General features: G+C 74.4%; 11 protein-coding genes. 7 read left to right on the forward strand and 4 right to left on the reverse strand.

The window, feature by feature from the left end; genetic code table 11:
- Positions 1-25 precede the first annotated feature (25 nt).
- Genes ACFPZN_RS11305 through ACFPZN_RS11315 form a run of 3 tightly spaced genes read left to right on the forward strand, consistent with a single transcriptional unit; the run spans position 26 to position 2,534 of the window.
- On the forward strand, positions 26-625 hold the full coding sequence (locus ACFPZN_RS11305) for an NADPH-dependent FMN reductase (RefSeq protein ID WP_378281812.1): 600 nt from the start codon (positions 26-28) through the stop codon (positions 623-625).
- A gap of 29 nt (positions 626-654) precedes the next feature.
- Entirely contained in the window at positions 655-1,680 is a 1,026-nt protein-coding gene (locus tag ACFPZN_RS11310) for an ATP-binding cassette domain-containing protein (protein WP_378281813.1), read from the forward strand.
- A complete protein-coding gene (locus tag ACFPZN_RS11315; protein ID WP_378281814.1) occupies positions 1,677-2,534 on the forward strand; it encodes an ABC transporter permease in 858 nt (285 codons plus the stop codon). The genes ACFPZN_RS11310 and ACFPZN_RS11315 overlap by 4 nt, the downstream gene beginning before the upstream one ends.
- 57 nt (positions 2,535-2,591) lie before the next feature.
- Here the strand turns inward: ACFPZN_RS11315 and ACFPZN_RS11320 are convergent, their stop codons facing one another.
- On the reverse strand, positions 2,592-5,768 hold the full coding sequence (locus ACFPZN_RS11320; RefSeq protein WP_378281815.1) for an AAA family ATPase: 3,177 nt from the start codon (positions 5,766-5,768) through the stop codon (positions 2,592-2,594).
- 218 nt (positions 5,769-5,986) lie between these two features.
- Between ACFPZN_RS11320 and ACFPZN_RS11325 the strand changes: the two genes are divergently transcribed.
- Complete coding sequence (locus tag ACFPZN_RS11325) at positions 5,987-6,997, forward strand: 2-dehydropantoate 2-reductase (RefSeq protein ID WP_378281816.1); 1,011 nt, start codon at positions 5,987-5,989, stop codon at positions 6,995-6,997.
- A 10-nt stretch (positions 6,998-7,007) separates the two neighbouring features.
- Here the strand turns inward: ACFPZN_RS11325 and ACFPZN_RS11330 are convergent, their stop codons facing one another.
- The 3 genes from ACFPZN_RS11330 to ACFPZN_RS11340 form a co-directional block, all read right to left on the reverse strand.
- Entirely contained in the window at positions 7,008-7,619 is a 612-nt protein-coding gene (locus ACFPZN_RS11330; RefSeq protein WP_378281817.1) for a Dps family protein, read from the reverse strand.
- A 180-nt stretch (positions 7,620-7,799) separates the two neighbouring features.
- Positions 7,800-8,792 (reverse strand): hypothetical protein, encoded by a 993-nt coding sequence (locus ACFPZN_RS11335; protein WP_378281818.1) that lies wholly within the window; start codon positions 8,790-8,792, stop codon positions 7,800-7,802.
- A 53-nt stretch (positions 8,793-8,845) separates the two neighbouring features.
- Entirely contained in the window at positions 8,846-9,598 is a 753-nt protein-coding gene (locus tag ACFPZN_RS11340) for an SDR family NAD(P)-dependent oxidoreductase (protein WP_378281819.1), read from the reverse strand.
- Positions 9,599-10,474: 876 nt separating this feature from the next.
- Between ACFPZN_RS11340 and ACFPZN_RS11345 the strand changes: the two genes are divergently transcribed.
- From ACFPZN_RS11345 to ACFPZN_RS11355, 3 genes are all read left to right on the forward strand, one after another.
- A complete protein-coding gene (locus ACFPZN_RS11345) occupies positions 10,475-11,707 on the forward strand; it encodes a DegT/DnrJ/EryC1/StrS family aminotransferase (protein ID WP_378281820.1) in 1,233 nt (410 codons plus the stop codon).
- 251 nt (positions 11,708-11,958) lie between these two features.
- Entirely contained in the window at positions 11,959-12,966 is a 1,008-nt protein-coding gene (locus tag ACFPZN_RS11350) for an NAD-dependent epimerase/dehydratase family protein (protein WP_378281821.1), read from the forward strand.
- 248 nt (positions 12,967-13,214) lie between these two features.
- Complete coding sequence (locus tag ACFPZN_RS11355; protein WP_378281822.1) at positions 13,215-14,474, forward strand: MFS transporter; 1,260 nt, start codon at positions 13,215-13,217, stop codon at positions 14,472-14,474.

Here is a 14,474-nt window from a genome sequence, read left to right on the forward strand (position 1 = left end):
CCCGGCGGCGATCGGGAGGTGCGCGATGGGGTGTGCGGGCGGCACGGACGCCGCGGAGCCGGACCGGACCGGACCGGTGCGCCTCGCGGTCATCATCGGCAGCACCCGGGCGGGCCGGTCCGGCGAGGGCGTCGCCCGCTGGTTCGCCGACCGCGCCCGCGCCCGCGCGGACCTTGAGGTCGACGTCGTCGACCTCGCCGACTTCGACCTCCCGGCCCGCTACCTGTGCGCGGTCACGCCCGGCGTGGCCGCGTTCATCGGACGGGTCGAGCGGGCCGACGCCTTCGCCGTCGTCACCCCCGAGTACAACCACAGCTTCCCGGCCTCCCTCAAACAGGCCATCGACTACGCCTACGACGAGTGGCGGGCCAAGCCCGTCGGGTTCGTGGCCTACGGGCACGGCTCCGAGGGCCTGTACGCGATCGAGCATCTGAGGACGGTCTTCACCGAGCTGCACATGGCGACGGTGCGCGGGCGCGTGACGTTCGACCTGCTCGCCTCGGACGGCGGACCGCCCGTCCAGGACGGCGCCCTGGAACGGGACGCCGAGGCCATGCTCGACCAGCTCGCCTGGTGGGGCCTGGCCCTGCGCGAGGCCCGCGCGGCACGGCCGTACGTCTCCTGAACGAACGAAACCGAAAGGGCGGACATGACATGAGCACACCTGATACAGAACTGGCGATCGAGACCTCGGGACTGGTCAAGACGTTCGGGAAGACCAGGGCGCTGGACGGCGTCGACCTGGCCGTCCCGCGCGGCATCGTGTACGGGGTCCTCGGGCCCAACGGCGCGGGCAAGACCACCGCGGTGCGGGTGCTGTCCACGCTGCTGCGCGCCGACGGCGGCCAGGCCCGGGTCTTCGGCCACGACGTGCGCCGCGACCCCGACGCGGTGCGCTCCCGGGTCAGCCTGACCGGGCAGTACGCCTCGGTGGACGAGGACCTCACCGGCACCGAGAACCTGGTCCTGCTGGGCCGGCTGATCGGCTACGGCAAGCCCGCGGCGCGGGAGCGCTCGGCCCGGCTGCTGGAGGCGTTCGGGCTGACCGAGGCCGCCGACCGGCAGGTCAAGAACTACTCGGGCGGGATGCGGCGGCGCATCGACATCGCCGCCAGCATCCTGAACACCCCCGACCTGCTGTTCCTGGACGAGCCCACCACCGGCCTGGACCCGCGCAGCCGCAACCAGGTCTGGGAGATCGTCCGGGTCGTGGTGGCGCAGGGCACCACGGTGCTGCTGACCACCCAGTACCTGGAGGAGGCCGACCGGCTGGCCGGCCGGATCGCGGTCATCGACCACGGCAGGGTGATCGCGGAGGGCACCCCGGGCGAGCTCAAGTCCTCGGTGGGCGCGGGCTCGGTGCACGTGCGGCTGCGCGATGCCGCGCAGCGTCCCGAGGCGCAGCGGCTGCTGGCCCGCGTCCTGGACGCCCCGGTGGAGCCCGAGCCCGAGCCGGTCGCGCTGACCGCCCGGCTGACCGGCGGCGGCACCGGCGCCGGCGGCCAGGGCGGCGCCGAGCAGGCCTCCCGCGCGCTGGCCGAGCTGGCGGCGGCCGGGATCACCGTGGACGACTTCTCCCTCGGCCAGCCCAGCCTGGACGAGGTGTTCCTCACCCTGACCGGCCGCCCGGCCGAGCAGGCCGCCGGCGACGGCGACGACGGCAAGGAGATGGCGGCATGACGACGGCGACCACGACCACGACCACCGACGAGGCGCCCGGCGCCTACGTCCCCTCCCCGGAGATCATCGGCGCGGTGCTGGCGCCCTCCGAACGGCCCCGCCGGCCGAGCGCGCTGTCGGCGTCGATGACCTTCGGCTGGCGGGCCATGCTGAAGATCAAGCACGTGCCCGAGCAGCTGTTCGACGTCACCGTCTTCCCGGTGATCATGACGCTGATGTTCACCTACCTGTTCGGCGGGGCGCTGGCCGGCTCGGTCACCGACTACCTGCAGTTCCTGCTGCCGGGCATCATGGTGATGAGCGTGATCATGACGACCATGTACACCGGCGTGTCGGTCAACACCGACATCGAGAAGGGCGTCTTCGACCGGTTCCGCACCCTGCCGATGTGGCGGCCCGCGCCGATGGTCGGCTACCTGCTCGGCGACATGTTCCGCTACACGGCGGCGTCGCTGGTGATCCTGGTGCTCGGCCTGGTGCTGGGCTTCCGCCCGGACGGCGGCCCGGCGGGGGTGCTGGCGGGCATCGCGGTGCTGGTGCTGTTCTCGTTCGCCTTCTCGTGGGTCTGGACGATGTTCGGCCTGCTGATGCGCTCGGAGAAGTCGGTCATGGGCGTCAGCATGATGGTGCTGTTCCCGCTCACCTTCCTCAGCAACATCCTGGTGCGGCCGGAGACGATGCCGGGCTGGCTCCAGGCGTTCGTGGACGTCAACCCGATCACCCACCTGGTCGCGGTGGTCCGCGGCTTCATGGAGGGGGACGTGGGCGGCGAGCTGTTCTGGGTGGTCGGCTGGGGCGCCGCCTTCATCCTGGTGTTCGGCTCCCTCACGATGTGGCTCTACAACCGCAAGTGACCGGTGCCGCCGCGGGCCCGGCCGGGACGATCCCGGCCGGGCCCGGCGCGTTCGCCGTCACAGCCGCCAGCGGGCGGCGGGATGGGGCTGGTAGAGGCAGGTGGCGCCGGTGGAGACGGAGGCCCGCAGATGGCCGGCCAGCTCCGGATGGTGGTGGTCGAGCTTGCGCAGGGTGTCGCGGATCCGCGCGGTGACGGCCTTGCGGGCCCGCTCGGCCTCGTCGCCCAGGCGGCGGGTGCGCCCGGCCAGCCCGGCGGCGGCGCGCAGCTCCTCCAGCAGGGCGGCCCGCTCCCGGTCGTGCTCGGCGGCCCGGCGGTCGTCGCCGAGCGCCGCCGCCCGGTCGATCTCCTCGTCCAGGACCTCCAGCCGCCGCCGGTAGCTCGCCTTGGCCCGCTCGTCGAGGACGTCGTCGCCGCCCATCCGGCGGGCCGCCGCCACGGCCTCGCCGCCCTCGGGGGCCAGCAGCGTCACCGCCGGGATCGGCGTGCCGGGGCTGCCGAGGAGATGGTGCAGGTCGCGCAGGCCCTTGGCGTCGGGCAGGTGGACGGTGCGGCCCTCGTACGACAGTGTCCAGACCCGCCCGTCGAAGCGGAACACGGCACCGGAGGGCCCGGGCTCATGCTCGGCCGCCCCGGCGGCGTCACCGCTCAGGTCGGCGAGGGCCTCGGCGGCGCGGGCGGGCACGTGCAGCATCCCGAGGTCCTCGGCCTCGGCCACCGCCTCGGCCAGCAGCGCCCGCGCGGCGCCGCGGTCGCGGTCGCGGCCCCGCGCCGCCAGCACCAGCCCGAGCCGCACGCGCGCCTCGACCGACCACGGGCGTGCCCCCAGCCGGTCGGCCGAGCGGAAGGCCGCCGTCAGCCGCTCGACCGCGTCGTCCCAGCGCCCCTGGGCGGCGTCGACCAGGCCCAGCCAGAGGTCCGTCGGGCCGCTCACGTCGCAGCCGTACAGCGCCACCGCCCACAGGCCGCGGTGCGGCAGCAGGGCCGACCGGGCCCGCTCCCACAGCCGGGGATCGCCCGACACGGCCGCGGCCTGCGCCAGGAAGCGCAGCCACAGCGGCTCGATGACGCGCGGGTACGGGAGCGCCCCGTCCTCGATCGCCTCCAGCAGCCGCAGCGCGGTGGCGGCGTCGCCGCGTTCCACGGCGGTGATGCCCTCCAGCAGCACGGCGTAGGGGTGCCCGTGCTCCCGGATCGCCGCGTGCAGCGCGGTGGCCTCGTCGAACGCGCCCCGCAGCGCGGCGAGCGCCCAGCGCAGGTGGACGCCCATGAACCCGAACTCCTGGTGGGCCTCGTCCTCGCCGATCTCGTCGATGGCGGTGATGAGGGCCGCGGCCTCCTCGAAACGCCCCTGCAGCGTGTTGACGATGCCCTTGTCGATCAGGGAGGCCGCGCCCCACAGGGTGGAGTCGTCGTCCTGCGTGAGGGCGACGAAGTCGCGGTAGTGGTCGAGGTAGCGCGGGTCGCCCTGCTCCAGCAGCGCCACCCAGCGGAACGAGGTGGCGAACGCGACCGCGGCCCGGTCGCCGGAGCGCCGCGCGATGTCGGCCAGCTCCACGGTGAGCGCCTCGCGCTCGGCCGCGGTGCCCAGGCCGAGGATGGCGTCGTGCCGCGCCCACAGCCCGAACGCCAGCCCCTCCTCGTCGCCGCCCTCGCGGGCCATTCCGGTGACCTTCTCCGCCACCTCCTGCGCCAGCTGGTAGGGCGGCACCGTGGCCGCCGGCTCCGCGCCGCCGACCAGCCGGCGGTGCGCCTCGCGCAGCAGCTCGACGCGGCGGGTGCCGCCGATCTCGGCCTGGTGCCGGTAGGCGGCCAGCGCCACCCGGGCGAGCAGCTCGGGGTCGTCGGCCTTCCGGGCCAGCCCGATCGCCTCCTCGAACGCCCGCCAGGAGGCGTCGGCCCCGCCGTCGCGGTGGAGCGTCCCGCCGAGCTCGAGGGTGATCAGCGTGCGGTCGCGGAGGCGGTCGGGCGGGACCCGCTCCAGCGCGCGCCGCAGGTGCAGCGCGGCCTCCTCCACCGACAGCCGGGCCGAGGCGTGGTCGGCGGCCGCCTTCAGCAGCCGCACCGCCCGCATCGGGTCGACGAGGTCGCCGGCGAGATGGGCGTGCCGGGCCGACTCGGTCGGCAGCATCCCCTCGGCGAGCGCGGGGGAGCGGTCGAGGGCCCGCACCACCGCCGCGTGCGCCTCCCGGGCGGCGTCCTCGTCGAGCGCGTCGTACAGGGTCTCCCTGACCAGGTCGTGGGCGAAGGCGTACCGGCCCTCGCCGAGGGCGGTCACCAGCCGGGCGGCCAGCGCCTGGTCGAGCAACCGGTCCACGTGCGGCACGGGGGTCTCCGCGGTCGCCGCGAGCACCCGGCGGTGGAACTCGCGGCCCAGGACGGCCGCCGCGGTCAGCATCCGCCCGACCGGCGGGGCCAGCAGCGACAGCCGCCGCTGCACGGCGGCGCGCACGCCCGGCGCGATCGCGGTGACGGTGCCGCCGCCGTGCCAGAGCCGCGCGGTCTGCTCCACGAAGAACGGGTTGCCGCCGGTCCGCCGGTGCACCTCGGCGACCAGGGCGGCCTCGGGCTCCAGGCCGACCGTGCGGGACATCAGCGCGCCGACCTCGGCGCGGCCCAGCCCGGTCAGCGTCACCATCGTGGCCTGGGCGGCCAGCGCGGCCAGCTGCCCGCGCAGCGGGTGCTCGCCGCCCTCCACCTCGACGTCGCGGTAGGCGCCGACCAGCAGCAGCCGCTCGAACCAGGTGTGCCGCGCCGCGAACTCCAGCAGGCGGACCGAGGCGGCGTCGGCCCAGTGCAGATCGTCCAGCACCACCACGACCGGGCGCCGCTGCGACGCGGCCACCAGCGCGGTCGTGACCGCGTCGTAGAGCCGGAACCCGTCGGCGCCCGCGCCGCCGGGCGGCGGGGACTCGCCCAGCAGCGCGCCCAGCTCGGCGCCCGCCAGCTCCTGGAGCCGGGCCCATTCCGCCTCGCCGGCGGCCCGCCCCAGCGCCCGGACGACCTGCGTCCACGGCCAGTAGCCGGGGGCGGCGGCCGAGTCCCAGCAGGAGCCGCCGAGGACCAGGACGCCCTCGCCGCGGGCGCGCTGCACCGCGCTGGTGACCAGGGACGTCTTGCCGATCCCGGCCTCGCCGGTGACCAGCACCAGCCCGCCGTGGCTGGTGGTGGCCCGCTCGATCTCGGCGTCCAGCACCGACGCGGGATGCTCCCGTCCGATCAGCGCGGATGTCATGGTGGGCCGCCGTCTCCTCGTGGTGCGTCGGGGTCGTGGAGGTGCGGATCGACGGTATCGACCGGCACCGACAAAACGGCGGGCGTCTCCGCCTCCCCCGGTTTCCGCAGCCTACGCTGACCTACACCGACGCCCCGCCGACGACAAGGAGCACCCCCCGTGACCCGTGGCCCCGACGGACTCGCGTTCCAGGTCCAGCCCCTGGAGGTCGATGCGGCATGAGGATCTGCGTCTACGGGCTGGGGGCGATCGGCGGCCTGGTCGCGGCGCGGCTGGCCCGGTCGGGGGTGCCGGTGTCGGCGGTCGCGCGCGGCGCGACGCTGGAGGCCGTCCGCGCGCGGGGCGGGCTCGTCCTGGCCGAGGGGCCGGACGGGGAGCGCTCCGCGCCGATCCCGGTCACCGTCGCCGCGGACCCGGCCCGGCTCGGCGTCCAGGGCGTGGTCGTGATCGCGCTGAAGGCGACCGCGCTGCCGGCCGCCGCGCCGTCCATCGCCCGCCTGGCCGGCCCGGACACCGTGCTGCTGCCCGCCATGAACGGGATCCCCTGGTGGTTCTTCCACGGCCTCGGCCACGACGTCCGCCTGGAGTCCACCGACCCCGGCGGCGCGGTGTCGGCGGCGCTGCCCGCCGGGCGGGTCGTCGGCGGCGTCGTGCACCTGAGCGCGTCCTGCCCCGAGCCCGGCGTGGTACGGCACCCGGCGGGGGAGGGGATCATCCTCGGCGAGCCGCGCGGCGGCGGCTCGGACCGGGTGGAGGCCGTCGCCGGGCCGCTGCGCGGCGCCGGCTTCGAGGTGCGGATCAGCGACCGGATCCAGCGGGACGTCTGGTACAAGCTGTGGGGCAACATGACCATGAACCCGCTGTCGGCCCTCACCGGCGCCACCCTGGACCGGATCCTGGACGACCCGCTGGTGCGGGGCGTCGCCAGCGCGTGCATGCGGGAGGCGGCCGAGGTCGGCGCCCGGATCGGGCTGCCCGTCGACGCCGACCCCGAGGAGCGGCACGCCGTCACCCGCGGGCTGGGCGCGGTGCGGACCTCGATGCTCCAGGACGTGGACGCCGGCCGCCCGACCGAACTGGACGCGCTGGTGACCGCGGTGGCCGAACTGGCGCGCCGCGTCGGCGTCCCCACGCCGCACATCGACGGGCTGCTCGGGCTGGCCCGCCTCAGCGCCCAGGTCCGCGGCCTCTACCCGGAGACCGGCTTCCCCGCCCTGGAGCCCCGCTGACCGGCGCGGGTCAGCGGGAGTGGCCGTCGTGCGGCGCCTCGATCAGCGGGGTGTCGACCAGGTGCTCGATCAGGAACCAGGTCTGCAGCTCGCCGGTGCGGACGACGTCCGACACCAGCAGGTCGTTGGTGCCGTCGTCGCCCATCTCCTGGGCGCGGGCGGCCGCGTCGTGGGCGGCGACCAGGATCGTCTCGTGCGCCTGGATCAGCCGCGACAGCATCGCGGGGACCTCCTCGGCGCCGTCCGGCGGGCGCGGGATGACGGTGATCTCCGCGACGTGGCGGGGGTCGCCGACCGCGACGCCGCCGAGGGTCTGCACCCGCTCGGCGATCAGGTCCACCAGCTTGAGCTGCTCCTCGGCGTGCTTGTCGAGCAGCAGGTGGAGCTGGTAGAACGTCGGGCCGCGCATCAGCCAGTGGTGCTTCTTGTAGAGGCCGTAGAGGATCTGGGTGTCGGCCAGGACCTGGTTGAGCCGCTGGCAGGAGTACATCCGCGCGTCGAACGACAGCCCGAGCGGGAACATCCGGACCGTGCCGAACTCCTGGATCTCTCTTCCGTCGGTGTGCACCCACGGCTGGCTGCTCGTCTTCCCGGACTGCTTGCTGGTGCGCTGGGCGGCCACGGACGACTCCCCTCCCGATCACGGTACGAACAGGCGTAACCGTTCCCGGGAACGGGCCGGACCAGCTCTCGGAGCGACCATCGCGACGCCAAGAATGGGCAAGGATCACCGATCGACGGGCGGGAGCGCGGCGCGGCGCCGCGCAGCGCCGCGGCCCCCGCGGGCCGGGAACGGGCGGCGCTACGGCAGCGGGCGCCGGTAGAACAGCGCGGCGCCCAGCAGGTAGGCCGCGGCGCGGTCGGCGGTGTCGCAGAGCATCTGCTTGCGGCGCCGGCCGTTCTGCACGAGGAACACCGACCAGCGGCCGGCTTCCGGCACCAGGCACCAGGCGCCCTCCGCGACCTGGTTGATCCGGTACGCGGCCGGGTCGACGCCCAGGTCCTTGAGGCGCCGTTCGAGGTCGGCCAGCGGGTCGTCGGCCATCGGCGCCTGCTGCCCCGGCCCGGGGTACGGCGCGTAGCCGGGGCCCGGGAAGGGACCGCCGGGGAAGGCGTTCGGCAGCGGCGGCGGCCCGCCCGCCCCGAACGGGACGGGAGGCGCGGGCGGCCCGGGATACGCCCCGGGCGGACCCGGCGGCATGGGAGGCGGCGGGTAGCCCCCGGGGGCGGGCATGGGCGCGCCGGGGAACGGCCCCGGGACGGGCGGCGGCCCGCCCGGCCCGGCCAGGCCGGGACCGTAACCGGGAGGAGGCGGGTACGGGGCGCCTCCCGGAGGCGGCGGGCCTCCCGGGAACGCTCCGGGCTGCCCGTACGGGGCGCCCTGCTGCTGCGGTGCGTGCGCCCCGGGCGGCGGCGCCGGGTCGGGCTCCCGCTGCCCGGTGGCGATCTGGATCGCGATCTCCAGGGTGGCGTCGTCCACCTCGGCGAGACGGTGGCCCTGCGCGCGGATGTGCGCGACGAGATCGGGTTCCGGGGCGATGCCGTGCTCGTCGAGGTAGTAGTAGACCGCCCCGGCCCAGACCCACGCGCCGTCGGTCTTGAAGACCAGCGGCACCCGGTCGCCGCGGGAGGGCTCCACGTCGTCGGGGGCGTACGAGCGGGCCGCGATCACCGTCTTGGCGTTCCGGAGGTACTCGACGACGCGGGGCACCTCGTCATCGGGGACCGGGGGACGGTTGACCGACGGCCGTTCTCCGTTCGCCGCCGGACGGTCGAACACACGGGCACTGCGCATGCTCCCCGAAGATACACACGGGCACCGGCCGTTCCCGAACGAACACGATCATCTCAGCCGAAGGTGGCGCCGCCGTTGACCGCGAGGGTCTGGCCGGTGATGAACGCCGCCCGCTCCGAGGCCAGGAACGCCACGGCCTCGCCCACGTCGTCCGGGACGCCCAGGTGCCCCAGCGGGAGCCGGTCCGCGTACTCCCTCCTGACCTCGGCGGGGACGCCGTCGTGCCGGTCGGTGGGGATCCAGCCGGGCGCGACGAAGTTGACGGTGATGCCGTGCGGGCCGAGCTCGCGGGCCCAGCCGCGGGTCAGCCCGAGCTGGGCGGACTTGGCCGCGACGTAGGCGCTGGAGGACGGCGGGCCCAGTTGGACCACGTCGGAGCCGATGTGGACGATGCGGCCGAACCGGCGCCGCTTCATCCCGGCGACCGCCAGCCGGGTGAGCAGCAGCGGGCCCTTGACGAAGAAGTCGAGCTGGTCGAGGACGTCCTGCCAGGTCACCTCCTCGACGGGCAGGTCGGGCTGGGGCCCGGTCGCGTTGAACACCAGGACGTCGAGCCGGCCGAAGGCGTCCAGCACGCGCTCGTGCAGGTCCTCGACCCCGGCCTCGTCGGTCACGTCGGCCCGGAACAGCTCGGCGCGGCCGCCGGCGGCGGCGATCCGCCCGCGCAGCGCCTCGGCGGCGTCCCGGTCGCGCAGGTAGTTGATGCCGACGGCGACGCCGTCGCGGGCCAGCGCGGCGGAGATCGCGGCGCCCAGCCCGCGGGACGCGCCCGTGACCAGGGCCGCCCGCCCGTCTCCGCCGGTCACCGGCGGCTCCCGTCGTCCTCCGGCGCCCGCGCGCCGCATCGCCGCATGACCCTTCACCACCCTGCCGTGCCGTTCCGCCGTGACCATCCCGGCGACTGCTAGATACCCGTCCGGGCCGCGGGAATCGCTTCACCGAAGCCTTTACTCATTGTCGTTACCCGGGTGCGCAACGTTGATGGGGTTGGCCGTTCCGGTGCACGTGTTCTTTGGAATGGCATCAATTTTCGATTGATCTCTATTTACGGATGGCCTCGCCGCGGGACGGGAATTCGCCGTTCTGTGGTTCCGGGACGGGTGGCGCGGGCTCGCTTTCCCGCGGCGGCCCGGAGGTGGTCGGATGCGGGCGATCGGGCGTTCGCCGGCTCGTCCTGGAGAAGGTTGCCGCTGGTCATCGATGATCCTCGCGGCGCTCAGCGAAGAATGCCCGAATATCCCGTGTCGTCCATAAAACGGGAAGTATGTCGTGATGTTGGGGAAGTGGTGGGAGTCCGACCGTGGACGTCTGGAACGGGGGATATGGTCGATCGGCAGTTATGGGGGCGGGCTGCGGGCGTTTTTGCCGTAAGTTGCCCTTTGGGGGTGCGGCTTGGGTGCGGGTTACTGTTTTCTTCCCCGCAGTCGATATCGCTCGGGATAATGGCTCCATTACCATCGACTTGACACGGTAGGCACGGGATGGTCACCACGGTGGTCGCACGCGAGAATCCGTCCGGCCGTGGCGTCACATTGAGATCTCCACTTCACGGGCCCCGGTGCCGGTCGACGTCCTGGCCGGCGCCGCGCCGTCGCAGGTTCGGACGGGTCGTCCTTGGAGCGGTCCACAACATCCCCAACGAAGCAACCACCTCCATCGGAGCAAGGGAGAGGAGTGCCGCCGTGAAGTACGTGGTGCCCTACAGCGGGATCTCCAACCGGCTGGGCGACGAAGAGATCAAGGCCGTGACGGACGCGCTGGGCCAGGACACGCTGGCGATGGGCCCGAGCGGCGCGGAGTTCGAGCGGCGCCTGGCGCAGCGGCTGGGCGCCCGGCACGCGCAGGCGACCAACTCCTGCACCACCGCCCTGTTCCTGGCCGCGCAGGTGCTGGGGCTGGAGGCCGGCGACGAGGTGATCACCACCCCGCAGACGTTCTGGGTCACCACCTGGCCGCTGCAGGCCCGCCGCTGCGTCGTCAGGTTCGCCGACATCGACCCCGGCAGCCTCAACATCGACCCCGCCACCATCGAGCCGCTCATCACCGAGCGGACCAGATCGATCTGGGTGGTCCACTACGGCGGCCAGGCCGTCGACATGGACCCGGTCATGGACATCGCCCGCCGGCACGGCCTCACCGTCGTGGAGGACTGCGCCCACGTCCCCGGCGGCACCTACAAGGGCCGCGCCCTGGGCACCATCGGCGACATCGGCTGCTTCAGCTTCCACTCGCTGAAGAACATGACGACCGCCGAGGGCGGCGCCTTCGTCACCGGCGACGACCGGTTCGCCGAGATGGCCCGCGCGCTGGGCACCATCCACACCTGGGGCGAGATGACCGAGCGCGACGACGCCGCCATCGGCCCGTACCGGCAGCCCGCCTACTACCGCGACGCGCACGTGCTCCGCTCCTACACCCACGACTTCGCCCACGGCCGCTACCTCGTCGGCAACAACTACCGGATGAGCGAGCTGAGCGCCGCGCTCGGGATCGTCCAGCTGGGCCGCCTGGACGCCCTCAACGAGCGGCGCCGCGACATCGCCGCCCGGCTGGACGAGGGGCTGCGCGACGTGCGCGGCATCGACGTCCAGATCGAGAAGCCGTTCGCCCGCCACGTCTACCACCTCTACACGCTCTTCTACCGGCCGGAGATCGTCGGCGCTCCCAAGGACGACTTCATCCGGCACCTCCAGGAGGAGGAGGGCATCGAGATCGTCATCCGCTACTTCCCGATCCACCTGCTGCCGGAGTTCCGCGCGCAGGGCCACGGGTACGGCGAGTGCCCGGTCGCCGAGCGCACCTACTTCGAGCACCAGATCCAGCTCCCCATCTACGACCACCTGACCGACGAGCAGGTGGAGCACATGATCGGCGCGGTGCGGCGCGGAGTCGCCAAGCTCGGCGGACGCGCCTGACCCGCCGCGGACGGGCGGCGCCCGGCCGGTCCAAGGCCCGGGCCCGCGCCCTCCACCCGGCGCGGGCCCGCTTCCCCACCGGCGCGCGGGCCGCCCCGTCCACCGCAACGCCGGGGCCCTGATCGATCCGGCGGGCCCCGGGGCGCCGCGGCACCGAGGCCGCGGCGGGACGGCACCGGAGGCGACCCCCGCCTCCCCGTCCACACCCCCTGCGTCCCCATGCCGGGACGCATGACATCTGGAGTCTCCCCATGGGCAGTACGCTGCTGCATTCCTCACCATCCGACGACGCCGACGTCGCCGTCACCGGAGGGTCGGGCTTCGTGGGCGGCCACCTGGTCGCCGCGCTGACCGACCTCGGGAAGCGGGTCGTCGTCGTGGACCTCGCCGACCCGTCCCCGGCCGTGGCCGGGCTGCCGGGCGTCACCCACCGCCGCACCGACCTTCGGGACTACGGGGAGACGCTCCTCGCGTTGCGCGACGTGCACACCGTCTACCACCTCGCGGGCAACGCCAGCGGGACCCGTTCGGTCGAGAACCCCAGGTTCGACTTCCAGATGAACGGGCTCGGCACGTGCAACGTGGGCAACGCGTGCGCCGAGCTCGGCGTGCGGCGGCTGGTCTTCATGTCCTCGGCCATCGTGTACGGCACGCCGCAGGCGTTCCCCATGACCGAGGAGCACCCGACCCGGCCGTTCCTGCCGTACGGCGCCTCCAAGTACTCCGGCGAGCTCACGCTGCGCGCCCTGTACGAGGCCCTCGACCTGCCCGTGATGATCGGGCGGTCGTTCGTCGTCTACGGGCCGGGCGAGGACCCGCGCACGGCCGGCGGCGAGGTGTCGCAGTTCCTGCGCTGGCAGCTCAACGAGCTGCCGATCCCGGTGGTCGGCGACATCGACCGCAAGACCCGCGACTTCGTCCACGTGCAGGACGTCTGCCAGGCGCTCATCACGCTCGCCGAGTCGGGCAAGCCGGGCGAGCACTACAACATCGGCAGCGGCGAGGAGGTGTCGATGCGCGCCCTGGCCGACGCGGTCGGCACCGCCACCGGGCGGCCCGCCCGCCTGGAGGCCGACGCCTCCATGCTGGAGGACAGCTTCCGGCTGGTGGCCGACATCTCCAAGCTCCGCGACATCGGCTACCGGCCCCGCGTCGCGCTCGACCAGGGGCTGAAGTCGCTCGCCGAGGAGCTCGGCCCCTTCCCCGAGCTGCCGTCGGTGACGGTCGCGTTCCGCCGCGAGGCCGCCGGGCGGGAATGAGGGAATGAGGCCGCGAGGACGGCCGGGGCGGTCGCGCCCACCGGTTTGGGAACGTTCCAGTCCGGTGCGCGCCCGGCACTGACCGGCACCGGCGGCCGCCCGCGGCCCACCACCGTACGCACGGCGGCATCACGCTCGTCCGGCGCCCCGACGGCCCGCCGGACGCGCCCGCCCCCACCCCGCCGCCGAAACGACCCGCACTCGAGACCCTCGCCCGCCCCGCGGGCCGGTCCTCGAGCGAGGAGATCATGCCCAGAGACAACAGGACCGATGGCAGTGCACACACCACGGAGGTGAACGCCAACGGCGCCGCCCGGGGGGCCGCCGCGCTCACAAGCCTGCCGCCCGCCCGCAGACGGGCGGCCCGGACGGCCATCGCCGCCGTGTTCTTCGTCAACGGCGCCGCGTTCGCCACCTGGGCCGCCCGGGTGCCCGCCGTACGCGACGCGCTGGAACTCTCCCCGGGCGCCCTGTCGGTGGCGCTGACCGGGCTGGCGGCCGGGGCGTTCGCCGGGCTCCCGCTGGCCGGCGGGATGGTGGCGCGGTGGGGGAGCCGGCGGGTGCTGGCCGGTGCCGCCCTCTACCTGGCCGCGCTCCCGCTCATCACGCTGGCGCCCGGGCTCGTCCAGCTGACCGCGGCGCTGGCGGCGTTCGCGATCGGCAACAGCATCCTCGATGTGTCCATGAACACCCAGGGCGCGCTCGCCGAGCGGGCCTATTCCCGTCCCATCATGGGGAGCCTGCACGCCATGTTCAGCCTCGGCGGCGTCCTCGGCGCGGCGGTCGGCGGGCTCGCGGCGAGCGCGGGCATCGGCGTCGAGGGGCACTTCCTGGTGACCGCGCTCGTCCTCGCCGCCGTCTGCGCCTGCGCGATCGGGTTCCTGCTACCGGACGCGCCGCGCGCCGGACCCTCCGCGCCGCTGCTGTCCCTCCCCGCCCGCGGGCTGTGGGCGCCCGGCCTCATCGCCTTCTGCGCCCTCATGGGGGAGGGGCTGATGAACGACTGGGGCGCCCTGTACCTGAACGACGTCGCCGGCACGTCGGCCTGGACCGCGGCGGCCGGCTTCGCGGTCTTCTCGGTCGGCATGGTGATCGGCCGGCTGGCCGCCGACCGGGTGCGCGTCCGCGTGCCGACCGAGAAGCTGCTGCGCGGCTGCGTCCTCCTCGCGGCGAGCGGTTCCGTCATCGCGATCGCGCTGCCGACGGCGTGGACGGGCCTGGCGGCGTACGCGCTGATCGGCCTGGGCCTGGCGGCCGTGGTCCCGGTGACCTTCAGCCACACCGCCCACTACAACCCGCGGCACCCCGGGGACTCGATCGCCGCCGTCTCCACGGTCGGCTACGTCGGCTTCCTGGTGGGGCCGCCGCTCATGGGCGCCATCGCGCACTCGGTCGGGCTGCACACGGCCATGCTGGTCTTCCCGCTCCTCATGTGCACGATGGTGCTCCTGGCCCCGCTGCTGCGCCCGGCGTCCCGCCGGCGGTCCGACCGCGGGGCCGGATCGTGA

The sequence above is a fragment of the Actinomadura rugatobispora genome, assembly GCF_042656285.1.
Lineage (GTDB): Bacteria > Actinomycetota > Actinomycetes > Streptosporangiales > Streptosporangiaceae > Spirillospora > Spirillospora rugatobispora.